Annotated in this window: 30 protein-coding genes; 15 read left to right on the top strand and 15 right to left on the bottom strand. The window is 53.1% G+C overall.

The annotated features are described in order from the left end of the window. Positions 1–124 precede the first annotated feature (124 nt). Positions 125–1,468, top strand: coding sequence for an anaerobic C4-dicarboxylate transporter (locus ACOTX5_RS07595; RefSeq protein WP_032654011.1), 1,344 nt, complete (start codon positions 125–127; stop codon positions 1,466–1,468). An 80-nt stretch (positions 1,469–1,548) separates the two neighbouring features. Here the strand turns inward: ACOTX5_RS07595 and ACOTX5_RS07590 are convergent, their stop codons facing one another. After that, complete coding sequence (locus ACOTX5_RS07590) at positions 1,549–1,800, bottom strand: DUF2766 family protein (RefSeq protein ID WP_003859683.1); 252 nt, start codon at positions 1,798–1,800, stop codon at positions 1,549–1,551. Positions 1,801–1,906: 106 nt separating this feature from the next. After that, on the bottom strand, positions 1,907–1,990 hold the full coding sequence (gene azuC / locus ACOTX5_RS07585; protein ID WP_003859682.1) for a stress response protein AzuC: 84 nt from the start codon (positions 1,988–1,990) through the stop codon (positions 1,907–1,909). Positions 1,991–2,204: 214 nt separating this feature from the next. Here azuC and ACOTX5_RS07580 point away from each other — a divergent pair, with 214 nt between their 5' ends. Then, positions 2,205–3,623 carry an MFS transporter gene (locus tag ACOTX5_RS07580; protein ID WP_045910785.1) on the top strand — a complete coding sequence of 473 codons (1,419 nt, stop codon included), beginning with the start codon at positions 2,205–2,207 and terminating at the stop codon, positions 3,621–3,623. A gap of 42 nt (positions 3,624–3,665) precedes the next feature. Here ACOTX5_RS07580 and ACOTX5_RS07575 read toward each other — a convergent pair whose 3' ends face one another. Next, complete coding sequence (locus ACOTX5_RS07575) at positions 3,666–4,304, bottom strand: RpiB/LacA/LacB family sugar-phosphate isomerase (protein WP_003859680.1); 639 nt, start codon at positions 4,302–4,304, stop codon at positions 3,666–3,668. A 245-nt stretch (positions 4,305–4,549) separates the two neighbouring features. Here ACOTX5_RS07575 and yecR point away from each other — a divergent pair, with 245 nt between their 5' ends. Further along, positions 4,550–4,888, top strand: a complete 339-nt coding sequence (yecR, locus tag ACOTX5_RS07570) for a YecR family lipoprotein (RefSeq protein WP_045910786.1) — start codon at positions 4,550–4,552, stop codon at positions 4,886–4,888. A 200-nt stretch (positions 4,889–5,088) separates the two neighbouring features. After that, on the top strand, positions 5,089–5,586 hold the full coding sequence (ftnA, locus tag ACOTX5_RS07565) for a non-heme ferritin (RefSeq protein WP_003859676.1): 498 nt from the start codon (positions 5,089–5,091) through the stop codon (positions 5,584–5,586). Positions 5,587–5,622: 36 nt separating this feature from the next. On the opposite strand, the gene ACOTX5_RS07560 is transcribed toward ftnA, so the two are convergent. After that, entirely contained in the window at positions 5,623–5,859 is a 237-nt protein-coding gene (locus ACOTX5_RS07560) for a YecH family metal-binding protein (RefSeq protein ID WP_003859673.1), read from the bottom strand. 191 nt (positions 5,860–6,050) lie between these two features. On the opposite strand from ACOTX5_RS07560, the gene tyrP reads away from it, so the two are divergent. Then, on the top strand, positions 6,051–7,262 hold the full coding sequence (gene tyrP / locus ACOTX5_RS07555; RefSeq protein ID WP_045910787.1) for a tyrosine transporter TyrP: 1,212 nt from the start codon (positions 6,051–6,053) through the stop codon (positions 7,260–7,262). Between the two features lie 316 nt (positions 7,263–7,578). On the opposite strand, the gene ACOTX5_RS07550 is transcribed toward tyrP, so the two are convergent. Beyond that, positions 7,579–8,247, bottom strand: a complete 669-nt coding sequence (locus tag ACOTX5_RS07550; RefSeq protein WP_003859671.1) for a YecA family protein — start codon at positions 8,245–8,247, stop codon at positions 7,579–7,581. Between the two features lie 411 nt (positions 8,248–8,658). Between ACOTX5_RS07550 and ACOTX5_RS07545 the strand changes: the two genes are divergently transcribed. The 6 genes from ACOTX5_RS07545 (at position 8,659) to ACOTX5_RS07520 (ending at position 14,270) form a co-directional block, all read left to right on the top strand. Beyond that, positions 8,659–9,780, top strand: coding sequence for a branched-chain amino acid ABC transporter substrate-binding protein (locus ACOTX5_RS07545; protein WP_045910788.1), 1,122 nt, complete (start codon positions 8,659–8,661; stop codon positions 9,778–9,780). Positions 9,781–9,848: 68 nt separating this feature from the next. Continuing rightward, positions 9,849–10,763 (top strand): ABC transporter permease subunit, encoded by a 915-nt coding sequence (locus ACOTX5_RS07540; RefSeq protein WP_003859667.1) that lies wholly within the window; start codon positions 9,849–9,851, stop codon positions 10,761–10,763. A gap of 11 nt (positions 10,764–10,774) precedes the next feature. After that, complete coding sequence (livM, locus tag ACOTX5_RS07535) at positions 10,775–12,049, top strand: high-affinity branched-chain amino acid ABC transporter permease LivM (protein ID WP_045910789.1); 1,275 nt, start codon at positions 10,775–10,777, stop codon at positions 12,047–12,049. After that, on the top strand, positions 12,046–12,921 hold the full coding sequence (locus tag ACOTX5_RS07530) for an ATP-binding cassette domain-containing protein (RefSeq protein WP_003859662.1): 876 nt from the start codon (positions 12,046–12,048) through the stop codon (positions 12,919–12,921). The genes livM and ACOTX5_RS07530 overlap by 4 nt, the downstream gene beginning before the upstream one ends. After that, positions 12,918–13,634: an ABC transporter ATP-binding protein gene (locus tag ACOTX5_RS07525; RefSeq protein ID WP_045348815.1), complete on the top strand. Its 717-nt coding sequence runs from the start codon at positions 12,918–12,920 to the stop codon at positions 13,632–13,634. Before ACOTX5_RS07530 ends, ACOTX5_RS07525 begins: the two co-directional genes overlap by 4 nt. Before the next feature lie 165 nt (positions 13,635–13,799). Continuing rightward, a complete protein-coding gene (locus tag ACOTX5_RS07520) occupies positions 13,800–14,270 on the top strand; it encodes a hypothetical protein (protein ID WP_045910790.1) in 471 nt (156 codons plus the stop codon). A gap of 5 nt (positions 14,271–14,275) precedes the next feature. Here the strand turns inward: ACOTX5_RS07520 and ACOTX5_RS07515 are convergent, their stop codons facing one another. Next, complete coding sequence (locus ACOTX5_RS07515; RefSeq protein WP_045910791.1) at positions 14,276–15,202, bottom strand: LysR substrate-binding domain-containing protein; 927 nt, start codon at positions 15,200–15,202, stop codon at positions 14,276–14,278. A 630-nt stretch (positions 15,203–15,832) separates the two neighbouring features. On the opposite strand from ACOTX5_RS07515, the gene ACOTX5_RS07510 reads away from it, so the two are divergent. The 4 genes from ACOTX5_RS07510 (at position 15,833) to ACOTX5_RS07495 (ending at position 17,440) form a co-directional block, all read left to right on the top strand. Then, entirely contained in the window at positions 15,833–15,940 is a 108-nt protein-coding gene (locus tag ACOTX5_RS07510; RefSeq protein WP_350360576.1) for a YnaM/YnfT family protein, read from the top strand. A 240-nt stretch (positions 15,941–16,180) separates the two neighbouring features. Beyond that, complete coding sequence (locus ACOTX5_RS07505) at positions 16,181–16,360, top strand: type II toxin-antitoxin system HicA family toxin (protein WP_012906750.1); 180 nt, start codon at positions 16,181–16,183, stop codon at positions 16,358–16,360. 21 nt (positions 16,361–16,381) lie between these two features. Beyond that, on the top strand, positions 16,382–16,792 hold the full coding sequence (locus ACOTX5_RS07500) for a type II toxin-antitoxin system HicB family antitoxin (protein ID WP_045339414.1): 411 nt from the start codon (positions 16,382–16,384) through the stop codon (positions 16,790–16,792). 81 nt (positions 16,793–16,873) lie between these two features. Then, on the top strand, positions 16,874–17,440 hold the full coding sequence (locus ACOTX5_RS07495; protein ID WP_063438884.1) for a serine acetyltransferase: 567 nt from the start codon (positions 16,874–16,876) through the stop codon (positions 17,438–17,440). A gap of 3 nt (positions 17,441–17,443) precedes the next feature. On the opposite strand, the gene ACOTX5_RS07490 is transcribed toward ACOTX5_RS07495, so the two are convergent. Genes ACOTX5_RS07490 through ACOTX5_RS07450 form a run of 9 tightly spaced genes read right to left on the bottom strand, consistent with a single transcriptional unit; the run spans position 17,444 to position 26,132 of the window. Beyond that, positions 17,444–17,866 carry a tail fiber assembly protein gene (locus tag ACOTX5_RS07490; protein WP_045348821.1) on the bottom strand — a complete coding sequence of 141 codons (423 nt, stop codon included), beginning with the start codon at positions 17,864–17,866 and terminating at the stop codon, positions 17,444–17,446. A 1-nt stretch (position 17,867) separates the two neighbouring features. Further along, positions 17,868–20,429, bottom strand: coding sequence for a phage tail protein (locus ACOTX5_RS07485; RefSeq protein ID WP_063438885.1), 2,562 nt, complete (start codon positions 20,427–20,429; stop codon positions 17,868–17,870). Positions 20,430–20,431: 2 nt separating this feature from the next. Further along, positions 20,432–20,983 (bottom strand): phage tail protein I, encoded by a 552-nt coding sequence (locus ACOTX5_RS07480; protein WP_045348824.1) that lies wholly within the window; start codon positions 20,981–20,983, stop codon positions 20,432–20,434. After that, positions 20,976–21,890 carry a baseplate assembly protein gene (locus tag ACOTX5_RS07475; RefSeq protein WP_063438886.1) on the bottom strand — a complete coding sequence of 305 codons (915 nt, stop codon included), beginning with the start codon at positions 21,888–21,890 and terminating at the stop codon, positions 20,976–20,978. Before ACOTX5_RS07475 ends, ACOTX5_RS07480 begins: the two co-directional genes overlap by 8 nt. Beyond that, entirely contained in the window at positions 21,874–22,227 is a 354-nt protein-coding gene (locus ACOTX5_RS07470; RefSeq protein WP_063438887.1) for a GPW/gp25 family protein, read from the bottom strand. The genes ACOTX5_RS07475 and ACOTX5_RS07470 overlap by 17 nt, the downstream gene beginning before the upstream one ends. Before the next feature lie 36 nt (positions 22,228–22,263). Beyond that, the gene (locus ACOTX5_RS07465; protein ID WP_063438888.1) at positions 22,264–23,382 is read right to left on the bottom strand and encodes a contractile injection system protein, VgrG/Pvc8 family; all 1,119 of its coding nucleotides are present in this window, start codon (positions 23,380–23,382) and stop codon (positions 22,264–22,266) included. Between the two features lie 2 nt (positions 23,383–23,384). Beyond that, positions 23,385–23,594: a tail protein X gene (locus tag ACOTX5_RS07460; RefSeq protein WP_045340847.1), complete on the bottom strand. Its 210-nt coding sequence runs from the start codon at positions 23,592–23,594 to the stop codon at positions 23,385–23,387. Further along, a complete protein-coding gene (locus ACOTX5_RS07455; RefSeq protein ID WP_369794028.1) occupies positions 23,575–24,036 on the bottom strand; it encodes a phage tail protein in 462 nt (153 codons plus the stop codon). Before ACOTX5_RS07455 ends, ACOTX5_RS07460 begins: the two co-directional genes overlap by 20 nt. A gap of 5 nt (positions 24,037–24,041) precedes the next feature. Further along, positions 24,042–26,132 (bottom strand): hypothetical protein, encoded by a 2,091-nt coding sequence (locus tag ACOTX5_RS07450; RefSeq protein ID WP_045348830.1) that lies wholly within the window; start codon positions 26,130–26,132, stop codon positions 24,042–24,044. Positions 26,133–26,233 lie beyond the last annotated feature (101 nt).

The raw sequence follows: 26,233 nt of genomic DNA, 5'->3' as shown, positions 1-26,233 counted from the left end.
CGTCAGGGAGTGGGTACCAACTCCCTGCTTTTGCTGACATTTAACAAATCAGATCTTGCTCCCAATGAATAACCACACATCGTGTAATGATTTGTTTAATTACATTCATTGACGAGGGAGCATCATGATCACCATTGAGTTTATTGTCATTATCCTCTGCCTGCTGATAGGCACCCGCTTCGGCGGGATGGGCCTGGGGCTGATCAGCGGCATCGGCCTGTTTATTTTAAGTTTTGTCTTTGGTCTGCAACCCGGTAAACCGCCGGTTGACGTAATGCTCACAATCCTCGCCGTCATCGGCTGTGCGGCCACGCTACAGACCGCCGGTGGCCTGAATGTAATGATGCAGTTCGCAGAGCGCCTGCTGCGTAAACATCCCCAGCACATCACCCTTCTCGCGCCGTTTACCACCTGGATGTTGACTTTCCTGTGCGGGACCGGCCACGTCGTCTACACCATGTTTCCCATTATTGCGGATATCGCCCTGAAAAAAGGCATACGCCCGGAACGGCCGATGGCGGTGGCCTCGGTGGCCTCTCAGATGGCGATCACCGCCTCCCCCGTTTCCGTGGCCGTCGTTTCGCTGGTCTCGATTCTGGGTGCGCAGCACGGCATCGGCCACGCGTGGGGGATCCTCGAAATTCTGGCCGTCTCCGTACCGGCCTCACTGTCTGGCGTCGCCATTGCGGCACTGTGGAGCTTGCGCCGCGGGAAAAACCTCGCAGACGATCCTGAATTTCAGGAAAAGCTGAAAGATCCGAAACAGCGGGAGTTTATCTATGGAGGAACGGAGACGTTGATGGATCAGCGCTTCCCGAAACAGGCCTACTGGTCCACGTGGATCTTCTTCGCCGGGATTGCCGTTGTGGTCCTGCTGGGTGCGCTGCCCGAGCTGCGTCCGGCGTTTGAGATCAAAGGCAAAATGACGGCCCTGTCGATGAACCTTGTCATTCAAATGATGATGCTGATCGCCGGGGCCATCATGCTGATGACCTGCAAGGTGAATGCGTCGGCCATTTCAAACGGGGCGGTGTTTAAGGCGGGGATGGTCGCGATTTTCTCGGTGTTTGGCGTGGCATGGATGAGCGATACCTTTTTTCAGGCGCATCTCGACGAGCTGAAAATGGCGCTGGAGGGGGTGGTGAAGAGTCATCCCTGGACGTATGCCATCGTCCTGTTCCTGGTATCAAAACTGGTCAACAGCCAGGCTGCGGCCCTGACCGCGGTTGCCCCGATGGGGTTGATGCTGGGCATCGATCCGAAAATGCTGGTGGCCTTCTTCCCGGCATCCTACGGCTACTTTGTGCTGCCCACCTATCCGAGCGATCTGGCCTGTATCGGATTCGATCGCTCCGGCACCACCCGCATCGGTAAATTCATCATCAACCACAGCTTTATTCTGCCGGGGCTGATTGGCGTCAGCTGTGCCTGCGTGGTGAGCTATCTGCTGGTGCAGACGTTCTTCTGATCCTGCTGCGGGCGACAGGCTCTGTCGCCCTTCGACGTAAAAGCAGAAAAGAGTTTCTAATTTTAAAACATCGGTTTATTTTAGTGTGACTCACCCTGCGGTGTGAAGCGGAGTTCAATCAGCGCAATCGCTTTCTGGATCGCGCGGAGCGTAACCGGGTCCGCCGCAGCAGGATGGTTGGTGAAATCGATGTTTTTCAGTTGGGTCGACATCTTTTCGCGTACCTCAACCGGCGCGATAACGTCAATCACATCAAGGATTTGTTTGATAACCAGCTGGCAGGCGACGACGTCAGATACCAGTTCCTGATCGGCGCTCAGGTTTTGTGACATGGGGTTCTCCTTATTCAAAGGCCGCCATAGTAGCAAAACAGACGCCCTTCCATCTCCCTCTCGTCGTCCGCAGACATAAAAAAACCTGCCGAAGCAGGTTTTTTTATCAGAACATCGCACCCGGTGGGACGTCTTTAAACGTTGTGCAGTAGTTTGCCCACATGCTTTTCAGGATTTTGCGCAGTTTCATTATGTTGCTCCAGTAACGTGTTATGCAGGTGTTATTGTCAATACGCTTATAATATGACCACCATCACAAAAATCAACCATTTTGTGACCTGCATCACGGTTATTAAACCTTCAGTGCTGCTGGTTTGTTAAAAAAAGCCATGATAAATCCGCACGTTACAGGCTTATAAATTCCAGTAAATGTTTATAAAATTTTTTGAGCGGGCAGGAAGAGAATGAGTGAAAACGTATCCGGCAAAGAGAGCCGTGGATTATCGCCTGCGGCGCTGCTGGTAGCCGGTGCTTTCTTTATGGAATTTCTGGACGGGACGGTGATTGCCACCGCGCTGCCGGATATGGCAAAAAGCTTCGGCGTACAGGCAGTGGATCTGAATATCGGCATCAGCGCCTATCTGATCACTCTGGCCGTACTGATCCCCGCCAGCGGCTGGATCGCCGACCGCTTCGGCGCGCGAAAAGTGTTTGCCCTCGCGCTGGCGATCTTCACGCTGGCCTCGGTATTGTGCGGCCTGTCCACCACGCTCGATCAGTTCGTCGCGATGCGCGTCCTCCAGGGCATGGGTGGCGCGCTGATGGTGCCCGTGGGTCGCCTGGCCGTACTGCGCACCACGCCAAAACATCAGCTCATCACGGCAATCGCCACCCTGACGTGGCCTGCGCTGGTCGCGCCGATCATCGGCCCGCCGCTGGGTGGGTTCATTACCAGCTATGCCGACTGGCGCTGGATCTTCTTTATTAACGTGCCGCTGGGGATAATCGCCATTTTGCTGGCGCTGCGCATCATTCCAGACCTGCATGAAGATACGCGCCGCCCGTTTGATTTACCGGGTTTTGTTGTCACCACCCTTGCCATGGTAAGCCTGGTTTATGCGATGGAGTTGATGGGCGCAGAGCCTCTGCGAACAGGATTAACCGCCACGCTGTTTATCGTCGGTGTCGTCGCGTTAAGCCTGGCGCTGCGTCACTTTAAGCGGGCAACCTGGCCGATGATCAGGCTCGATGCGATGCAGGTGCCAACGTTTCGCGTCACCCTGTACGGCGGATCGCTGTTTCGCGCCTCCATCAGCGCGGTTCCGTTCCTGCTACCGCTGATGTTCCAGGTCGGCTTTGGCATGGACGCGTTCCATTCTGGCCTGCTGGTGCTGGCGGTTTTCGTTGGCAATCTCACCATTAAACCGGCGACGACGCCGCTGATCCGCAGCCTGGGGTTTAAGCGGCTGTTGCTGATTAACGGTGCGTTGAATGTCCTGGCGTTGCTGGCCTGCGCGTTTCTTACGCCGCAGACGCCCGCGTGGCTCATCATGCTGATCCTTTATCTGGGCGGCGTTTTCCGTTCGATTCAGTTTACAGCCATCAGTACGCTGGCTTTTGCGGATGTGCCATCGGCGCAGATGAGCTATGCCAATACCCTGTTTTCAACCGCAACGCAGCTTGCCGTGGGGCTTGGGATCACGCTCGGGGCGATTGGTATTCGTATCGGGGAAAAAGTCAGTGAGGCGATGGGGGTTGCCGGTATGCCGGGAATGAGCTTCCGGCTGGCATTTGTGGCAATCGCGCTGATCTGCCTGGTGGGAATGGTTGACACGCTGCGGCTGACTAAAGATGCGGGCAGCGCGGTCTCATCGAAAAAGTAACGCTATCTGCCGGGCAGGCAACGCACCGCCCGGCAAAGTAAATCAGCCAACAATACCGCGCACGAAGGCTTCAATCTCTTTGTCCTGGCAGTTCTCGAAGAAGCACTGCTGGAAGCGCTGGCCTGATACGGCGGTTTTAACCAGCTCAGGATCGATTGCTCGCAGGGTATCCAGATAGTTTTCTTTCACCACCGCCGCTTTCACCTGGTTCAGGATCCCGGCGTTACGCACCTGCGGCTCTTTACGCTCTGGTGGATAGCCTTCGCCATTGCGTCCGGTAAACGCTTTCTCAAAGATAAAGCGTACGTTCAGTTCTGCCCCCCAGCCGAAGCCCTTCGCAAACGGCAGAGAAAGCGCGTTACCGTTGTTGATTTGCGCAAACAGGAAAGCATCCGCAGGATCGATGCAGTAACCGCAAATCACACCCGGATGGATGTTCAGGGACATCAGCGCGCCCTGCCCGGTACCGCAGCCGGTAACAACAAAATCAACGGCTTTAGCGTTAAGCAGAATGCTCGCCATGATGCCCAGGTGAATATAGGTGAGATGATGATCGTTCTCATCACTCATACCGACGTTATAGACCGGAAAACCTTTCTCATCAGCAACGGCTTTCAGCTCATTAAGGATGATGGGATTCTTAGCGGCCTGGCTGTTTTCCATCATCAGTGCAATTTTCATCTTGTCTCTCCTGAATGCATGGCGGGCGATCCCGCTGTGGATACCTTTTCAACTTAACCTTACTATCAAACAAACGCACTTTCAAATTAAGTGAAAACTTGTTTTAAAAAACAAAGATGCGCTCACAATTTCGCGCGGTGGCCCGGCTCGTTGCACAGTGAGAGGGCAGATCCTCCGGCTATTCCAGCCATTGCGTCCCATCGCGTTGGTTACAATGGCGTATTTCCCGTCACGCAGAGTGAACCATGAAAAGAGTAATCATAGCCGGAACGATCCTGTTGCTCGCCGGGTGCAGCATCAACCGTCAGGCAGAAATCAGCAGTACGGATGCCCCTAACGGAATTGTGCGCCTCGACTATGGCCAGGCCATGCTGCAAAACGCCTGGTCTGATGACTATGTTAATAACGGTACGGCAACCAAAGCCTGCCAACACATGGGCTATGCCACCGCGTCAGCCTACGGGCAGCCAATTAAAACCTGCACCCTGATCAGCGGTTCACTCTGTCTGAACGAAAGTGTGACCATTCAGTATAAATGTCAGGGATATGCTGTTACCTCTTCCAGCCAGAATCCGTGGTATTAACCGCTACTGCCAGTCATACTGGCAGTTTATTTAATAAGAACTAAAACAATTCTCATTAATAAATATAAAGGGCGGCAATGCGTTTTATTCCCATTCGTATTTTTAATAAAGAAATATTTATTTTACTTTTTGCAAATAATTAAATAACAAATTATAGTGTCGCTCATCGTGAACCAGAATTAATAAACCGGAGCTGCACCATGTTAAAAACTGAAATGATCGACAAGCTCAATGCGCAAATGAATCTTGAGCTTTTTTCTTCCCTGCTTTATCAGCAGATGAGCGCCTGGTGCAGCTATCACAGCTTTGAAGGGGCGGCCGCCTTCCTGCGTCGTCATGCCCAGGAAGAGATGACGCACATGCAGCGTCTGTTCGATTACCTGACGGACACCGGCAGCCTGCCGCGCATTGATAACGTGGCATCGCCTTTTGCCGAATACGGCTCTCTTGATGAACTGTTCCGCGCCACCTATGAGCATGAACAGCTGATCACCCAGAAAATTAATGAACTGGCTCATGCCGCCATGACCAGCCAGGATTATCCAACCTTTAATTTCCTTCAGTGGTATGTGGCTGAACAGCACGAAGAAGAGAAGCTGTTTAAATCCGTGCTGGATAAATTATCTCTGGCAGGTAAATCCGGGGAAGGTCTGTACTTCATTGATAAAGAGCTGTCGACTCTCGATACCCAGAATTAACAGAAAAGCGGTGCTGAGTTTTCAGCACCGCATTATTTAATGGCGGCAAATTTTACTTTCGTGAGTGGAAAATCCGTCTGCTGCCGGAATGAATTTTCCGCGCGCCGCCAGAAACGCCACCAGCTCCGCGGCCGTCATCTCCGAAGCTGAACAGGTATGGAAACGCGCCGCTTCGCCAAAGCGGGCATGTATCGCCTCAACCAGACTCTCCTCCGTATAGCGCTCACCTGACTCAATCATCATATTCAGCACGTCGTGTCCGTGAATTGACATGGTTACCTCTCGCAAATAAAAAGCAGACTAAACGCTCCCTCCACGGCACGCTTTGCGCTGGCGCAGGTTACCCTTTTCTTTTTGTAAATTAATTATTACACCCTATGTAACGGTGATTTGACGAGATGGTGCTTTTCCCTTACTCTGCGCCGCAGAATGAGTCGCGGTATGGAAGCGTTGTAGAGGAAAGCGTGAAGAACAGAACTCTGGGAAGTATTTTTATCGTCGCCGGAACGACAATTGGCGCAGGAATGTTGGCCATGCCGTTGGCTGCCGCCGGCGTCGGGTTTGGGGTTACCGTAGTGCTGCTGGGCGGTCTGTGGGCCCTGATGTGTTACACCGCGCTATTATTGCTGGAGGTTTATCAGCATGTCCCTGCCGATACTGGCTTAGGCTCCCTGGCTGCACGCTATCTTGGACGCTACGGGCAGTGGATCACCGGTTTCAGCATGATGTTCCTGATGTACGCCCTGACTGCCGCTTACATCAGCGGCGCCGGGGAGCTGATTGCGTCAAGTATCAATGACGGCTTCGGTGCGTCACTTTCACCGGAAACAGGCGCCATTGTCTTTACGCTGATCGGTGGCGGCGTGGTTTGTGCGGGCACATCGCTGGTCGATCTGTTTAACCGTTTTTTGTTCAGCGCCAAAATTCTCTTCCTGATTGTGATGCTGGTGCTGCTGGCACCGCATGTTCACAAGATTAACCTGCTCTCCCTCCCGCTGGAGAAAGGTCTGGCGCTTTCGGCCATCCCGGTTATTTTCACCTCCTTCGGTTTTCACGGCAGCGTGCCGAGCATCGTGAGCTATATGAACGGTGATATTCGCAAGCTGCGCCGCGTCTTTGTTATCGGCAGCGCCATTCCGTTGATTGCTTACCTGTTCTGGCAGCTGGTGACGCTGGGCAGTATTGATTCCAATACCTTTATCGGCCTGATGGCAGAGCATTCTGGTCTGAATGGATTCCTGGTTGCCCTGCGTAACGTGGTGGCCTCTTCACACGTGGAGCTGGCGGTACATCTGTTTGCAGACCTGGCGCTGGCAACCTCCTTCCTCGGCGTAGCGCTTGGCCTGTTTGACTATATGGCGGATCTGTTCCAGCGTCGCAATACCGTTGCCGGACGCTTACAGACGGGGGCGATGACCTTCCTGCCGCCGCTGGCCTTCGCGCTCTTTTACCCGCGCGGGTTTGTGATGGCGCTGGGGTATGCTGGCGTGGCGTTATCGGTACTGGCCCTGCTGCTGCCTTCCCTGCTGGCGTGGAAGAGCCGCCAGCAACATCCGCAGCAGGGGTATCGCGTAGCGGGCGGTACGCCAATGCTTTGCACGGTGTTTGGTTGTGGGGTGGTGATTATTCTGGTGCAGATTTTGATTGCAGCGGGGATGCTGCCGGAAGTGGGATAACTTATTTATACAGGTCCTGAGGTACTGTTCCGTTCACCTTAAGATCAACAGAATATAATTTTTTCACAGCATGTGAACGGGATAAGGGGGCCGCCGCGGCCCCCTTATCAATCCCCGCGGCCCCGCGGAAAATCGGTGCTTCGCACTGCGCTCACCTCCCGACCATCTGCCTGCGGTCGGCTCAACTCGACATCCTGTCTCGATTCGCCTCTGGCCGCCATCCATGGCGTCCAGCCCTTGTCATCTGGTCTCCGGTTCGCCGATTTTAGCGGGGACTCAACACCCGTGCCCCATTCAGGCCACAGTAATTAATGATTTAATGCAGGCAGCAGCTTTTAAACTTCTTCCCACTCCCGCACGGGCACGGATCGTTACGCCCCACCTTCGACCCGTTCACGATCGGCTTTTTCGCTTCCGGCTGCTGCGGGTTAGCCACCCAGTAGTTATACAAACGCAGCGCCGCAGGCTGAATGCTTTCGATGCTGGCCATGTACTCCTCTTCGGTCAGCGCATCCAGCTTCTCGCTGTTCTCTTCCGTCCCGTGCAGGGCAATCACCGCCAGGTCCGCTTCCAGCGCTTCCGGCAGGGATGACCAGTCCGTCAGCGCCACGCCGCGCATGTAGCCATAGCACCACTCTTCCACCACGGTATAGCTCTGACCGTCAACGTCGTTATAGCCAAACAGCGGTTCAAACTGATCCGGGTATTCGCTCAAACGCTCGGCAATATCGTTCATGTGCTTAAAGCAGAGATCGATAAAACGGTTCATCTCACGATCGTTTTTCCAGCGCGGAATATATTTCTCACCACCCCAGACCGCCACCAGCCAGGTGTCGGGCTCCACCACAACGGGACCGGAAAGTACTGCGGTAAGCATGCCGTCCAGTTCGGACACGTCAATCACGGATGCATCGTCGTGACCATAAGAGATTAATGTCTCTTCCAGCCACGCCATCTCGCTTTCATTTAATGGGCCTTCAGCCATTGCTGATACTCCTGATAAAAAAAACGATCCTGACATATATCGCCGCGCGTGCCTATCTGAAGTTTAGGTCTTTATTGCTGCAAAAACGTGCAAATCGTGACCGTTGCACAACTTATGGGCTTTGTTGTTAAGGAGATGTGATCTCCGCTGTAAATTCATCTCATCCCGCAAAGGCGCATAAAACGGCGCTCTATACTCAACGTGTTGTGACCCGGTCAAGGGATTAACCATTCTGGCAACCTTTTTGCTTAATGTTCTGCGCGCTTCGCGGTGCGTGGGATCCTCGCCGTATTAAGCATGAGATTGCTTCTAAAGTGCATTTTGTTCTCGCTCTTGTTTTTGGATTTACGATGCCATCAGGCGTTCGGGTTTATACCTGGTGCAAAAACCTCTTTGCTAAGGAACATAATAATGTCGCTGAAATTTATCAAAACTCCCCTCTCCCTGGTGCTGGCCGGTTGTCTGGTGACGGCCTTTTCCGCGCAGGCCGATATCGTCATCGGCGTGGCCGGGCCGTTCACAGGCCCGAACGCAACCTACGGCGATCAATACTGGCATGGCGCTACGCAGGCGGCGGAAGACATTAACGCCGCCGGTGGGATCAACGGTGAGAAAATCAAACTGGTTCAGGGCGACGACGCCTGCGAGCCCAAACAGGCCGTCGCCGTTGCCAACCGCTTAGTCGATCAGGATAAAGTGAAAGCGGTCGTCGGCCACTTCTGCTCCTCGTCGACCATGCCCGCCTCCGAGGTCTACAGCGATGCCGGGATCCTCTCCATCACCCCCGGCTCAACGAACCCGCTGATTACCGAACGTGGCATGAGCGATATATTTCGCATGTGCGGACGTGACGACCAGCAGGGCCAGGTCGCCAGCGATTTCATTCTTGATAAGCTGAAAGCCAAACGGGTGGTCATCATCCACGATAAAGACACCTACGGTCAGGGGCTGGCGGACGCCACTAAGGCGGCGCTGGCGAAACGCGGCGTGAAGGAGGTGATGTACGAAGGGTTATCCCGCGGGGAGAAAGACTTTAACGCGCTGGTGACCAAAATTGGCGCACAAAAACCGGACGTGGTGTTCTTCGGGGGCTGTCACCCGGAAGCAGGCCCGCTGGTTCGCCAGATGCGTGAACAGGGCGTGCAGGCGAAGTTCTTCTCGGGAGACTGTATCGTCAATGAAGAGATGGTCACCGCCGCCGGTGGGGCGCAGTACACCAACGGTATTTACATGACCTTCGGTAAAGATCCGCGCCAGATCCCGGACGGAAAAGCCGTCATCGAGAAATTCCGCGCCGGTAAATTTGAACCCGAGGGATACACCCTCTACGCCTACGCGTCTGTGCAGGCTATCGCGACGGCATTTAAGGCCACAAAAGGGACGGATTCCGCAAAAGCCAGCGAGTGGCTGAAGGCCAACCCTGTCGACACGGTGATGGGTAAAAAAGCCTGGGACAGCAAAGGTGACCTCAAAGTCTCTGACTACGTGGTCTACCAGTGGGATGACAAAGGCAAATATAAAGAAGTGCCATAACGGGACGGAATCTGCTCAGCGCCGGCAGGTCTGACTGTCGGCGTAACCCTTTATTCAGGTGCGCGACCATGAGTACATTCTTCCTGCAACAATTAATTAATGGCTTAACGCTGGGTTCGGTCTACGGTCTTATCGCCATCGGCTACACCATGGTGTACGGCATCATCGGCATGATCAATTTCGCCCACGGCGAAGTGTATATGATCTCCGCCTATCTCTCGGCCATTGGTCTGGCTCTGCTGGCGTTTTTTGGACTCCACTCCTTTCCGCTGCTGATCCTGGGGACGCTGGTTTTCACCATCGTGGTCACCGGGGTTTACGGCTGGACGATTGAACGCATCGCCTATAAGCCGCTACGCAACTCGACGCGTCTGGCGCCGCTGATTTCGGCCATCGGGATGTCGTTGATACTGCAAAACTACGTCCAGCTCAGTCAGGGTCCGCGTCAGCAGGGCGTCCCGACCATGCTGGATGGCGTGCTGCGTTTTCACCTCGGCGAAGGGTTTGTCCAGATAACCTATACCAAAGTCTTTATTCTCATCGCCTCGTTCGCGGGCATGCTGGTGCTGACCTGGATTATCAACCGTACCCGCTTAGGACGCATGTGCCGTGCTGTGCAGCAGGATCGTAAGATGGCCTCCATTCTGGGTATCAATACCGACAGAATTATTTCGCTGGTGTTTGTTATCGGCGCAGCGATGGCCGGGCTGGCGGGCGTGCTGATCACCATGAATTACGGCACCTTTGATTTTTACGTCGGGTTCGTTATCGGCATCAAGGCCTTTACGGCGGCGGTGCTGGGCGGCATCGGCTCTCTGCCCGGCGCGATGCTTGGCGGGCTGATTCTGGGCGTCGCAGAAGCGCAATTCTCCGGGATGGTGAACTCGGATTATAAAGACGTGTTCTCGTTTGGATTGCTGGTCTTAATTCTGATCTTCCGTCCTCAGGGGCTGCTGGGCCGCCCTGTCGTGGCTAAAGTGTAAGGAACAACGCGATGACCTCTGACGGTTTTTCCCTGAAGCGCTGCATTCTGGACTCAATTTTTTCCGGAATGATCGCCCTGATTATTTTCGGCCCGATTGCGGGCGTGATACTGGATGGTTACAGCTTTACCTTTGACGGCCAGCGGCTGGCGTGGATTGTAGGCACGGTGATGGTGGGACGCTTTTTACTGAGCGCCTTTTCAGCTACGGCGGCCGGAAAACGTTTACAGGCGCGGTTTGAATCCGACAATGCGGGCGTGTATGTCCGGCCACCAGCGTATAAAAGCCGCATGCGCTGGATCATTCCACTGATTGTCACGCTGGCGATCTGCTTCCCGTTTGTGGCCACTAAATACGTTCTGACGGTTGCCATTCTCGGACTGATCTACGTCCTGCTCGGTCTTGGGCTGAACATTGTTGTTGGCCTGGCAGGGCTGCTGGATCTGGGTTATGTCGCCTTCTATGCCATCGGCGCTTACGGGCTGGCGCTCGGGTATCAGTATCTGGGGCTTGGGTTCTGGAGCATGCTGCCGCTGGCGGCGCTAATGGCCGCGGGCGCGGGCGCCCTGCTCGGCTTTCCGGTGCTGCGCATGCACGGGGATTATCTCGCCATCGTCACGCTTGGGTTTGGCGAGATCATCCGCCTGGTGCTGAACAACTGGCTCACCTTCACCGGCGGGCCTAACGGCGTTTCAGCCCCTGCCCCGACCTTTTTTGGCCTGGAGTTTGGCCGACGCGCCAAAGAAGGCGGCGTCCCCTTCCACGAGTTCTTCGGCTTGACCTATAACCCCAACATGAAGTTTATTTTCATCTATGCGGTGCTTTTCCTGGTGGTGATGCTGGTGCTGTACATTAAACACCGGCTGACCCGGATGCCCATTGGACGGGCGTGGGAAGCGCTCCGTGAGGATGAGATTACCTGCCGTTCCATGGGGCTGAATCACGTTCTGGTCAAACTCTCGGCCTTCACCCTGGGCGCATCGACGGCAGGTATCGCCGGAGTGTTTTTTGCCACCTACCAGGGGTTTGTTAACCCGACCTCTTTCACCTTTTTTGAATCGGCCCTGATCCTCGCCATTGTGGTCCTGGGCGGGATGGGCTCCACCGTCGGCGTCGTACTGGCCGCCTTTGTGCTGACCGTCACGCCGGAACTGCTTCGCAGCTTTGCGGAATATCGCGTGCTGCTGTTTGGCATGCTGATGGTGGTGATGATGATATGGCGTCCTCGCGGTCTGATCCGCATCAACCGCAGCGGATTTGCCGTGCGTAAAGGAGTGGCGCCATGAACGCAACGATTTTACGTGTAGAACATCTGATGATGCACTTCGGCGGGATCAAGGCCTTAAACGACGTCAATCTTGAGGTGCAGCGCGGCTCCATTACCGCACTCATTGGGCCTAACGGCGCGGGAAAAACGACAGTCTTTAACTGCCTCACCGGTTTCTACCGGGCCTCCGGCGGCAACATTCTGTTCAATGCACGAAATAAAACCACCAATGTCATTCAGGTGCTCGGCCAGAAATTTCAGCCGGGCGACTGGCTTAACCCGGCGCAGCTTGGTCAACGCCTGTTCTATAAGATGTTTGGCGGCACGCATCTGGTGAACCGCGCGGGTCTTGCGCGCACGTTTCAGAACATCCGCCTGTTCCGCGAGATGTCCGTTGTGGAAAACCTGCTGGTGGCACAGCACATGCGCGTCAACCGCAATCTGCTGGCGGGGGTGCTGAACACCCCTGCGTATCGTCGGGCAGAAAACGATGCGCTGGACCGGGCGTTTTACTGGCTGGAGGTGGTGGATCTGGTGGATTGCGCGAACCGTCTGGCCGGGGAAATGTCCTATGGCCAGCAACGACGCCTCGAAATCGCCCGCGCCATGTGTACCGGCCCGGAGATGATTTGTCTCGATGAACCTGCTGCTGGCCTGAACCCGGTGGAGACGCACAAGCTGAGTGAGATCATCCGGTTCCTGCGCGACCACCATGACATCACGGTTTTGCTGATCGAGCATGATATGGGGATGGTGATGGGCATTTCAGATGACATCATTGTGCTCGATCACGGCGATGTGATTGCCAGAGGTAAACCGGCTGAGATCCAGCACAATGAAAAAGTGATTGCCGCGTATCTGGGCACCGACGAAAGTGAGGTAAACCTGTGAGCGAACCGATGCTTCAGTTTCAGGATGTGGATGTTTTCTACGGGGTGATCCAGGCGTTGAAGCAGGTTTCGCTTGAGGTTAATAAAGGGGAAACTGTAGCCCTGATTGGCGCTAACGGCGCGGGGAAGTCAACATTACTGATGTCTGTCTTTGGTCAGCCCCGGATCCGCAACGGGCAGATCCTCTTCTGCGGCGAGGATATCAGCCAGAAATCCACCCACTATGTTGCCACCGGCGGCATCGCGCAGGCACCTGAGGGACGACGCATTTTCCCGGATATGTCTGTAGAAGAGAACCTGCTGATGGGGACAATCCCCGTCGGCAATCAGCATGCAGCGGAAGATATGCAAAGCATGTTCGACCTCTTCCCTCGCCTCAAGGAGCGACGTAACCAGCGGGCGATGACGCTTTCCGGCGGTGAACAGCAGATGCTGGCTATCGCCCGCGCGCTGATGAGCCGTCCTAAACTTCTGCTGCTGGATGAACCCAGCCTCGGCCTCGCGCCAATCGTGGTTAAACAGATCTTCCAGACGCTGCGCGAGCTGGCCCGTAACGGAATGACGATTTTTCTGGTCGAGCAGAATGCGCACCACGCGCTGAAGTTGTCCGACCGCGGCTATGTGATGGTTAACGGCCAGATTCGGTTAAGCGGCAGCGGCGAGGCGTTGCTGAAGGATCCGGAGGTGAGGAAGGCGTATCTGGGTGGCGTGTGAAACGAAAAGTCTATAGTGAGAAAAACTCACAGTGATTGCGATTATTAATCGTTTTTCAAAAACGCACGCCTTCCAATATTATCCTCTCGACCTACCCTGACGGTGGGCCAATGAAAACATTCAGGCGCAAACTGAATAGTCATAATGAGAGGAACCGGGGCAAACATGACACTTGATGCTTTATTTCAGTTAATGAAAATTATATCGCCATCTGAAATTCCATCAGATGGCGATTTAGCGAATTTTATGACCCTGCTTATCTCCACCAAAAATCATTCTGACGCCCTGTTACCGTTTTCGCAGCGCGCGTATATGCTTTCAGTTGCCTATCGCGATCCCCAAAAAGCAGCTGCGTTGCTTTCATCCTGTCAGCCCGAAGCAGGCAACCCTCTCCCGCTGCTCAACTTCTCTGGCTGGCCGGACGTGCGTTACGCCACTTCTGGTGAATTACAGACGCCCGAGTCTGAGGACTATTTTCACAAGATTTCGTCTGCCGCCACGCTATTACGTGCGGCAATTATTGACGCTGAGCAACAGAAAAACACGCCAGCATTTTATATTCTGGATAAGGTGCTCAACCTGAACAGCGCTTTGCCAGAACGTTATAAAAAGATGGCAAATATATCTTATTCATAACGGTATTAATAAATCCGACTGTCATCGTATTCCAGATAATCGATATCCAGCGCCGGAACGACCGGGGTATGGTTTTGCAGCCAGGCCAGAAGATGCTGAATGCTCTCTCTTTTGAGTGAATTTTTTGGCCAGACGAGGTAGTAGCCATCCCCCGTCGCGATAGCTTCCCTGAATGGCAGGCCCAGCAGGCCACTTTTCAGGGCATCAAGCGTGAGATGCAGGTCGGCGATAGCGATGCCGTGCCCGTTCATCGCGGCAATACTTCCCTGTTCAAGGGTATCGAACACCATACCGCTGCTCATATCGAGCCCCGGGAACAATCCTGTTCTTCGCAGCCAGCGCCGCCAGTCACGTCTGTCCGGTGAAGGATGGATCAGATCGCATTGCGGAAGCCGCTGCCGGGCCGGTTCGATAAGCGATGGAGTACAAACCGGGATAAGCCATTCATGAAATAGCAGTTGGCTTTCCGTTGTGTCACCAAAACGCCCATTGCCGAGAAGAATGGCGCAATCGTAGGGCTCAAGATTGAAATCAACGGTGTCAATGTCCATCCAGACGCTGGCAATCTCAACCTGTGGTTTTGCATGGTTGTTGCGAAAAGATCGCAGCACGTCGAGAAGCCATCTCATGGTCAGGGTACTGGGTGCTTTAAGCCGCAGCAGGTGGTTTTCACTACGAAATACCCGGCAGGCCCATTCAATGCTCGTGAAGCTTTCGTTCAGCTGCCCGGCAAGTACTCGCCCGGCTTCAGTGACCTCCACCCGAGGACCTTGCCTTTTGAAAAGCTCGCAGTCGAACCACAGTTCAAGGGTACGAACATGTCTGCTGACCGCGCCCGGCGTAATATTGAGCGTTTCAGCGGCTTTACTGAAGGAGTTCAACCGCGCAGCAACTTCAAACGCACGCAGTGCATACAATGGCGGTAAAGACATAGCGTCCCTTAAATGAGGTGATGGCATGGGGAATCAGGATCGCAAACCTGCAAATCTTCACACTGCAAATCGCGCCCGCTACACGATAGCATAATGGGTATCTGTTTAATTCCGTTGAAAAGGATCGTTGTTTTATTACGTGAGAGTCAGAAATGAAGGTTGTTGATTAGCAGAATGACAGGCACAAAAAAACCACCTTTCGGTGGTTTCACGACACTGCTTATTGCTTTGATTATTCTGCTTTTTCCCATGGTAGCCGGAGTGGGACTTGAACCCACACAGCGCGAACGCCGAGGGATTTTAAATCACGCGTGTTATCTATAGTAATCAGATACATACGTTTAATTTTCACCATTAATTCATAATTTTATGATCAAATGAATCAACTGCTTACGGGTAACAAAAAATCATAATGGCGAAACTTTTTTGGTCCGCTCACCGACAATGGAGTGTTGAAGGCGGAGGTTAAAAATTCTTTCGTTCCGACCAAAACCACACAAAAAAACCAGCCGCTTATGATTGGTTATTCTTCAGTGACGCATGATAAAACTTTACCTATATTGCAGGGCAATCTGAACGTTTATGAATCCGCAGAGTCTAATAAACATGCTCACAAATTAAAGGGTCATCATGACAGCATTCATAATCACTTCTACCGTGGCAGTAGTTCTTGGGTTGATGATATTGAGTCTCATCAAAGTCGGCATTAGTACATCGAATAATCCTGATAACTTTTAATCTTTTTATCTATCAAAACTGTCTTTTAGGACAGAGAAATTCTTATCAAGGATGCAGACAGCAAGATCGCCAGTGCATTCTACGCACCACATATCTAAGTAAAATCTCTTCATCCTCAATTGCTGCTTACACTTCTCTTCTGCCGTTTGCATTTAATAACCCCAATAACCCCAAAATCATTGACACTCGATTAGCGAGGGGTTATTATAACCCCATCAAGACAACACAGAGAGCCGGAGGATGGATAGCAGGAATGCAATAGCAATGATAGAAGCCGATGGGTGGTATCTGGTGAGAGTTAAAGGCAGTCATCACCAGTTCAAACACCCAACGAAAAAGGGGCTGGTAACGGTAAAGCATCCACAGAAAGACATACCGTTACCAACACTGAAAAGCATCAAAAAACAGGCGGGGCTCTAAGCCCCCCTACTGGAGGTTTACATGTTGTACCCTGTTGCTATTGATAAAGGCGATTCATCCTTCGGCGTTCGCGTACCTGATATTCCTGGCTGCTTCTCTGGCGGTGATGATTATCAGGACGCGATCGAAAGCGTACGTGAAGCGATCGAGGCACACATCGAATTACTGGTTGAAGATGGCGAGAGCGTTCCCGAAGCAACGACCGTCGAAAACTGGCTATCTGATCCGGAGTACGCCGGTGCGGTATGGGCCCTGGTTGACGTGGATATAACACGCCTGATGGGAAAAGCGGAAAAAATCAATGTGACGCTTCCCTCATTGCTGATCCGCCGTATCGATCAGTTTGTGGCCGCGCATCCAGAATACGGCAGTCGGTCTGGCTTCCTGTCTCGTGTCGCGGCAGATAAAGTAATTGGACGAGAAAAACGATAAGCCTCGAAAGAGGCTTTTAGCGAAGGTGCTCTCTTTGCATTCACAGATACAGTTAGAAAAAGTGAAAACGGGATTATCCAAATGAGTAATCAACTATCAAAATGCCATTTACGTGAGTGCTTACAAGCTGAAGTAATGAAAAGCGATAAGAAATTCAGCTGGTCCCGCGTTTTACATAAAGCATTGAAGTGCCCTGAGAGACGCTTTAATTTTTGGTGGCGAATTGCGTCTTATCTTTATAGCACTGATGTCAAATGGAAAAAACAGTTAGCCAGAAGAATTAATAGAAAGCTGGTCCAAAAATACAATACTGAGATACAGTTGCCAGCTACAATTGCACCTGGTCTTCATATAACTCACTTCACGTCAGTTGTTATAAACGGATGTGTCATTATCGGCCGTAATTTCAAAATAAGACATAATTGTACTATTGGCATTGGTGGAGGTATAAAGAATGAAGGCTCAAATCCAAGGATAACAATAGGTGACAACGTTGATCTTGGAGTCGGGACCTCTATTATAGGTAACAATCTCACTATAGGCAGCAATGTTACGATAGGCGCAATGACTTTTGTGAATAAAGACATTCCAGATAACACAGTTGCCTACAATGAGAAGAAATTAATATTAAAATTCAGGCATTCCTGACTATCATGCTGGCAATACAGGCCATTCAATATCAGGCGCATTGCTGGTATCGATGCGGTTTAACGAGATTCGATATTCCCGCCACGCTAACAGGAGCGCCTCCTCTTCCTTTGTGGCTCTGCCTAAATCTACAGCATCTTTCAGGATAGAGATTGTTTCGCTTGCATCAGCTATAAGCGTAGCTTTAAGCGCCTCAGCTTCGGCATTTAGTTGCTCCTTCGTGGGCGCTGGCGGGTCTACAAGAACAGGCTGTTCGTAATCATTTACAGTGATTACCATACCTTTCTGTTGACCTTCCAACAGATACAGGAACCACTTCTCCGAAATTTCAAGTAAATCATTCGGCCACGTACCCGCTAGTAAATAAGCTTGTTTATCTGATTCATGATAAAAACCAATTTCGCTCGGACTAAAATAAATCCTCATTTCAATATCCTTTAGCAATTAACATAAACCTGCCTTCGGCGTTATGACCATATAATGTGCATCCAGTACGCGAATAAGACGGAACATAAATTGCCGAATCATCGCCAGATCCATGCCCTGCGCCATTATATGTAATTACAACCCCTACACATGCATTTGGAAAAGCCGCAGGAAATGTCACATTAACATTTGTTTTGTTTGGTACGTTGATATTGCTCATAACAACCTCCATAACACCTGTTGAAGCATCTTTATGCGTCATGGCATTGGCTGATTTGGTTGCGGTATTTTTGAGGTTGTACCGTGCATCGCTTTCTGCTTTCGTGTAAGCCTGACCCGCAGGGGTATAACTCCCTTTCGGCTGAAAACGCCCGTCACTCTCGGCTTTGGTGTACGCGCCTGTTTTTGGCATGTACCCCGCATCTGATTGTGTTTTGGTGTAATAACGGTTATCAAAATTGGCATAACTTCCCGGATTCACCTGGCCCGGCGCGTTAAAGTTGCCGTTAGTGTCCCATTTAAAATTAACCTCTGATCCGCCACTGCCTTTCATGTGCAGATGCCAGGAAAGCTCATCGCCAGCAACAAGAGACCCCATGGAGAAAGCCCAGGCGTTTTTATTCACGATAATCGCCTGCTGTTTAATAACCGGATGATACTCACTCGGGTTGGTAGTCGAATACGCGTTAAAAAATGGTGCTTTCGATTTGTACTGTTCAGCCCAGGCGTACGGACCGGAATAACCTGCCACCATTCCTTTGCCTGCGGTAATTTCTTCGCTTGCAGTAATTGTGTTGTAAACCGATAGCGGCGTTCCTGACTGAAGTGCGCCCGTGGTGAGATTCACATACAGCGGGCGAAGTGAGTTGTAATTACCCAGCGAATCGCCAGAGTTGGTTAACATCAGATACAGCGTTGTGCCATCATTTCGCCAGAATGCACCAAAGTTACCGTAGGCGATACGCAGGCCATTCGCAGCCCTGGAAACAATTTCACCATGAGCGGAAATTGCCCCCCGGACTTCTGCTGCACCATTTAAATTGAACGATATGGAACCATTTACATTACGTTGTGAATAAAAATGGTATCCCGTCGCATCTTTAAATTCTAATACAGTTGGTCGGTCAACATTCCCCCAAAGATTAATAATCCCATCCTGGGTTGAGGTATTTGAAGAACTGATTTCAAGCTTGCGAGTATTACCTGCACGCACATAACCATTCGCAACCACATTGCCCGTAACGGTCCCACCCGTAACAGGCAGCGCTCCAACCTCCGTCGCGGTTGGTTTTTTGGCTGTAGTATAAAACTCACACCATTCTGTCCACGTGTTATCTGCCGGGTTAAAAGATCGAAGGAAAACACGACGAGAACTGAAAGTACGATATTCCTGTACACAGGCCTCCGCTCCATTTGCACTTGTCTGGCGAACATCCAGTTCGCCGGCTTCAGCAATGGGGTAATGTCTGGCAGTAGTGGCATTGGCAGTTAATGCCTGATTAAACCGCCCGTACTGCGTACCTCTGACTGTATTCAAATCTACTGCACCAAGCGCAGATCGATATGGAACGGCACCGACTTCAGTCGCAGTGGGTTTCTGAAACTCTGTGTAAATTTTTCCCCAGTCACCAAAAACGCCTTGTGGCGTTGAGCCTGCCAGCCCGATTAACGGCGCCTGGCCGCCTTGTTTTGCAATAAGGTGCACCTGAGAGCCTGAGTCAAAGCCAAAGCTAATCAGGGCAGCATTTCCATATGTCGGCTCCGACTGCACGCCGTAGAAGCCATTCCGCAGAGGTTTTCGGGCATCAGCAGCAGAAAGCAGAATGTCCGAACCATATCCCCCTAATCCCATCCAGCCTACAACCGGCACGCGGCCAGCAGTTGCATCTGTTTTTGATGTGACAACGTCTTCAGATGCGGACGTTCCCAGCGCGTCCTTGATCTCCTTAGCGGCTTCACTGACAGCTTTCGGTGTCGCAGCCAGCGTCTCTGACGAACTGTCGGTTTCGCTACTGAGCTGCACAAGTCCTTTACGTGAGGTTGTCGCATCATAAACGCCTATGGCTTCGCGAGACCCTTTTTGTGCAGACTCTCCTCTCGCCGCTATTTCAGATAGGTTTTTATCAATGCGCAGGAACAGACCATCTCCGGTCGCTACTTTGAGCTCTACGTTTGCCGCATCAGATACTGCAAGACGGAATTGCAGATTAACGCTGACACCGTTTTCAGGCTTTTCAATGGCGGCACAGTTCGCAACAGAATACAGTTCGCCAGCATCTGTCAGCAGACCAACTTCCCTGACTACGAATCCACCAACGGCAACCGGTAGGACCAGCTGAGCAATAAACTGGTTCGCCTGATCCGGAGAAACCTGTAGTGCAGAAATTGCGCTGCGATATACCTCACGCACCAGCTTCGTCTGCGCAGGATCCGGTTTAACGGCCTGCCCGTTCCCGTCCCCCACAACAAAATCTTTAATGATGACGGGCTTCCCGGTTGCAGAGGATTGCGTCTCCAGCTCCTTGCCCCGGTTTGTCAGAATGCTGTAATACTTCTCAGCCATGGTTATTCTCCGGCCTCAATAACAACGTCAATCCAGGCGGTAACAGCACCGCCGGCATAATAAGTTCCCTTCGCACCCAGATCGGCGATCACATCGATAGTGGTCAACAGGCTGCGGAGGTTTTTGGCTTTATCGACCTGGCGCCGTATGCGCTGGTAAAGTGCTTCGTCAACAGCCTGTAAGCTGTAAACCTCCACGCGGAAGGTGTAGGGATCCTTGCGCGGTGTATCCTCCCACCACTCAATCACGGTGGTCGGCAGGCTGACGGCGCTCAGCGACCGCCTGACCGCCCCGGCGGTGCCCCGGTGCTGATGGACATAAGCGGCATCCCTGATCACCTGCCTTTTTTCTTCCTCAGTCCAGGCCTCCTCCCATGAATCCACCGCGAATTCCCAGGCCAGCCATGGCAGCAAATGTGCGGGACAGGTATCAGGATTTTTCACCTTACGTACCATGTCAGTATCCAGCGCCGCGATCAGCTCTGTGCTTGCCTGCTCCTGCGCCCGTTCCGGGTGAACGGCTGAAGGTGGAAGCAGAGATCGAAATTTATCCACTCACTCCTCCTTTACGGGTCACGTTTATCGCGCTGCACCATGGGGCCTGTCCTGCTGCCGCTTCCAGATCAGCCGTCGGGCTGAGTAACTTAACTCTTGATACGCCGGGCTGCTGAAGCGCTGAGTAAATCGCGGAAAGCGGTACGATGGCATTAATACGATGGGAAAGCTGTGTATAGCTCGTCAGCGTACTGATCGCGTTTTCCAGCACCGTCTGTGCATCCGGACCGTCTGGTATTTCAAGTTCAGCCTTAACGGTATAGCTGGCGATACTGGCACTCTTCACACTGACAAAATCGGTGAGCGGCCTGACTTCATCCGCGCTCAGTGTGTTCATGACGGTTTCAATAAGAATGGGCCCTGCCTGACCGTTCCCTGTGCGCGAGAGCACGTACACATCCACCTCGCCGGGCCGGTTATGGGTTTCAGGCCCGTAGGCGTCCGCATCCAGCACATCGTTATCCGCAGATTTGGCATGAAAGCGATAAGCGTTACGCGCGCCGGCCGTATTCAGCTGCGCCCACGAAAGCTGTATACGTTCCCGGAAAGCGTCGTCGTCTTCATAAACAGGGTCGACAGGGGGAACCGCATCCGGATCGCCGGGATTAATCACCAGACGGGAAACGTTAAAGGCCGCGCCCAGCTGGTCGAGATCGGCCCCTCTGGCACTGGCAAGGAAAACTGCGCGTACTGCGTCGTTAACCCGCTGGAACGCCAGGGTGAGCTGGTAGGCGCTGATTTCACCCTGTTTATACGCCGGGTCAGATTCCACCAGCGCATCAAATTCCGGATCCAGTTCTCGCAGGCGCGCCAGCCAGCGGGTAAAAATGTCAGCGGCATCCGGTACCACGATGGCATCCGGCACCGCCAGGGCGGACAGGTTAATTACGTCATAGCTGCTTGCCATAAATCGGTATGCCTCCGGTGCTGACAGGAAGATTGTTCTCTTTGTTAATCCCTTCGATATCCACCACACACCCCGTTTCGTCAGCAGGGAAACAAACGACAACGCGCGTGACCTTAAGCCGGGGTTCCCAGCGTGCCAGCGCCGAGGCGGTCGCGGCGATAATGCGAAGCCTGGTCAGGTCATCACGAGGGTTATCAACCAGCGAAAACAGGTCACTGCCATAATCACGGATCAGTACACGGCTGCCGACGGGCGTGGAGAGAATATCGCTGACGGACTGGCGCAGATGATCGCTACCGGACAGGCGTTTCCCGGTCCGGCTGTTTACACCGTTCATAGTATTTTCCGTATCTGTTTGACGGATGGCTGAGAGTTATCCGAAGTAATCCGGGCCGGTCTTATCCTTGCTGCCGGATTTTTTTGAGGATTTCGCAGGCTTGCGAATATCAACCACCAGGTTGTATGTGAAACTGAAACCCGCAGGTGTCAGGGAAAACACCAGCGACTCAACCACCCAGGCGCGATCTTCCCGTTCGCCAAAGCCGGACGTGGATACGCCAGACTCTGCCGTGAGAGGAACGTGTCTGGGTCGGCAGGGCCCCGTTACTGTCATTTTTTGTTCATTGCGGCGGGCCTGCGTTTTTTTCGCTTTGGCCTGCTGATCGGCAGTAGCTTTTACAGGCTGGGTATACGGGTTAGCCATTGAGGGACCATCATGATCAACCGTAGTGGTTTTGGTCTTCCCGTCAGCCTCATCATAATAACGTACGCCGATTTTGCCTGAAGACTTACCACTGCTGGCGGTGGCCTTCCCTGTCGAACTGCCCCGCTCTCCTTCGCTGTAAGACCAGTTTGACACCTCTTCTGGTGTGATAATCAGAGCTGCGGTCTGTTCGCCGGACGCATTTGCCGTGGCTCCCTGACGCAGAAAGAGCCAGTATCCGCCCGACGGTTTACTGACAGCATTCCATGTTCGGGCCAGGCGCGTCAGCAGATTGGCGTCCGATTCTGCCACCTGGTCAACGTGATCGATATGGATGTCGGCCAGCTCTGCGGCCACTTTTGGTACCAGTCCGTTTTCTTTCGCTACCGTTTTAACCAAATCCGCCAGTCGCAGGTTATCCCAGCTGCGTGTTTTCTGGCTGATCACATCACCCGGTTGTTTTTGCGCGTTCATTGGCGCAGCGGTGGCATAAATCTCAATACGACGTGGCGGGCCGCTGCTGGCCACGCCGGAAACCACGAACCAGCCCTTATCCACCAGATGATCATTAAAACCCAGCGCCACACGAAGACGAGCGCCTTTTGTCGGAAGGGGGAGCGTTTCCGAGAGCAGGGTGATTTTCAGCTCATCTGCTTTTGCCGTAGCACCGCCGTAATCAGTCAGCGTCAGCTCTGCCAGGCATTGTTGCAGCGCACGGGTAATATCTTTTCCTTCAGCGCTGACGCTGAAAGCGGGAGCATATTCCGGTTTAACAATCTGATCTGCCATTTTTAATCCCACAGGCTGTAAGCAGAAGCCTGAACCGGCGGAGCCAGATCCGGTAAAGTGATAAACAGACCTGAAGGATAAACGGCCCCACGGTCAGCCAGTCCAGGATTCGCTTCAAGAACCTGCGTCACAATATAAGAAAGGTTCTCTGTGCCGTAATGCGTCGCGCAGATCGCATCCAGCACATCACCGTCACGGGTTTGATATGTCATCGGCATAATGTTTCAGCGTCATCGTCCAGTTTTTGTTTCGGTGGCCGCCGCCCGGCAGGAATCGGCTGGTCGTATCTGAGAAGTCGATTACCACCCACCAGCCCAGGACATCTCCTTCACCGCTGACCAGCTGCTGAGGCTGATTCTGGTCTGCCAGGTCGAAGAGATCGTTAACAGCATCCACCCCCTTGCGAAAGAAAGCATGCGATTCCCCTTCAAGCCGGACGGTTCGCCCGGGCTTGCCGGTATACTGCAATAAATCCTGCTTCCCGATCCGCTCCTGTTCGCTCCATCGCCAGCTGGCCTCGCGGGTCAGCTGGTTGTATGCCGTGGTGTCGATCGAAAAGGCAAAATCGCCCAGCATCATCATCACCCGGGCGGCCTGAGCCCCCCGAACAGCGCTGGACTGAAACTGCCCGTAGTCTTCAAAGACAGGAATAATTTCACTCACCAGATTTGTCCTCCGTCCAGCATGCTGCTGTCACCGTTAAATACCGGACTGGTTTTAGTCACCGCGACAACTTCATCCCCGATCGCCTTTTCATCCTGACCAGGTGCGCCATGTATCTCATAATGAAATTCGAAACGACGGTTGTCGGTCAGTTGTCGGGGAGGTGGCGCTTTGTCCGCAAAATCCAGCTTCTGAAGTAAAGTTTCCCAGTAACTGCTTTCTACTTCACCTGACAGTTCTGCCGGTCTGTCTGAAACAGGATCAGGAGACTGTCGGGAGTTAATCTCAGGCGGTAAGTGCTGGACGTCTGCGCTTTTATCCCTGTAACGTTCGTTACCCCTGAATAAACCCTGCGCTTTGTCAGTCCCCGGTAACGAATCGACATCAACATTCACATCCGGGATACGCTGTGCCGGGTATTTTGAATTCCCATCAGATCTTTCCTCTGCTGCTGTCCAGTTAAGGGAAGGATAAACGTCGACATTGACCACCGGCTTATCCGCGGAGATGTTGTCTGCGGATCCCTTCGGTTTTTCCGCTGCGGGCCAGACGCTACTTTTTTCAAACGAGGGAAAGGAAGGCAGTCTGTAATTATTCCAGGCGCCGGCAGTGCTGTCGGATGTTTCATGTCCCGGTTGCACAGACGTCTCCTGGTTCTGGTTCAGTGCTGAATCCCAGGAGAACGGCGCGCCGTTGCTTTCCGGCGCCACGTATTTATCGAGCGTACTGTTAAAGGTGTCATCGTCGTCGCGAAAAAATCCCCGGGTGTCCCGGTACGATTTTTTCACATCATCAGGCAGGTCCGGCTTTTCCTTCAGTTGCTGCTCAAACCATTCGCCCTGACCGTTGCGCTGCGCCGTCATGCGCGCAATATCAACCGAGCCGGTCATCGCCAGCGATTTGAGTACGTCCCGCTGATCGCTTCTCTCATCCGGTAAAAGCCAGGACAATTTTTTCGCCAGCGCGTAGGCCACTTTTCCGACGAACACAATGCCCTGGCCGAACGTCAGCACGCCGGGGTAAAGATCATTACGCAGGAAACTGACAATGCGTTTGATCCCGCCCCCCTTAAACCACTCCGCCATATCATCCGTCAGCCGGCGGATATCCGGTGCCAGCTCGTTTCCCAGCTGCCCTGAGATTTCCGCTACAGCAGAGGAGAAGACCGTGCGCAGGCTGGTGATGGCGCGGTTGCCCTCCATCGCCCCTTCAGCCCCCTCTTTCGTGACGAGGTTATAGCGCCGCTGCTCGTCCATCAGGTCACGGTAGCTTTTGCCGGACTGCTTCAGCAGCATCAGCAGTTTGCTGGCCTCGCCGCCAAACAGCGAATCCAGTGCAAACGACGCTTTCGACTCGTCCTGCATGCTGAGCGCACGCTCGACGATTTTTTCGAACTGCGCCATATCGCTGAGGCCGGCAAAATCCCCCGCCTTAAATCCCAGCGTTTCAAACGCATCCTGAAGGGAACCCTGCTTGCCGTTCTGCTTGTACTCTCCTGCCTTGTGAAGATACTCCTCGAACAGGTCGCCGATGTTCTCCCCGTTCATGTCGTACTGCTTCGCGAGCGTGTCCCAGGCATCAAACGTCGGGATATCGACGCCATAGCTTTTCGCCACGCCGGCCCGTCGGGCCGTTTCTGCATTGGTGGCCGCCGGTGCAATCAGGGTGCCCAGGGCGGAAGCCACCACGCCACCGCCGCCAATCGCCAGCCCGGGAGCCACCATCCCGCCCAGCTGTCCGGCCATACCGAGCCCACGGCGAAACAGCCCTTTCCCTGCCCCCTTGAAGGCGGCCAGCCGTTGCGTCTTCTGCATCTGCTGATTCAGCTTCTGCTGTTCGGCCTCCGTCTTGCGGATTTCACGGGAGACGTCGCTGTAACGCCGTTTAAGATCGCCAAGATTTTGCCCGGCCAGCTTCGCTCGCTTAATCTCAGCCGCCAGCCTGGCCTGGTCTTTCGTCAGTTTTTCTGACTGCTTTCCGACGTCCTTCAGGCTTTTTTGCAGGCTGTTCGCTGAACGGCTCCAGGAGCTGTCGATACTGCCGCCAAAGGTAATGACGGCCTTAAGGTTCTGGCTTAATCCGGCCACGATTTACCGCCTCCACTTCGTCGGTGAGAAAATCCGAAAACACACTGAACGGCATATCCAGGTATTCCGTCATGGGAAAATGCAGGCGCCGTCCCAGAAAA

The organism is Enterobacter cloacae complex sp. IR5441 (assembly GCF_049238215.1).
Lineage (GTDB): Bacteria > Pseudomonadota > Gammaproteobacteria > Enterobacterales > Enterobacteriaceae > Enterobacter > Enterobacter hormaechei_C.
This window is presented reverse-complemented; position numbering and strand designations above follow the sequence as displayed.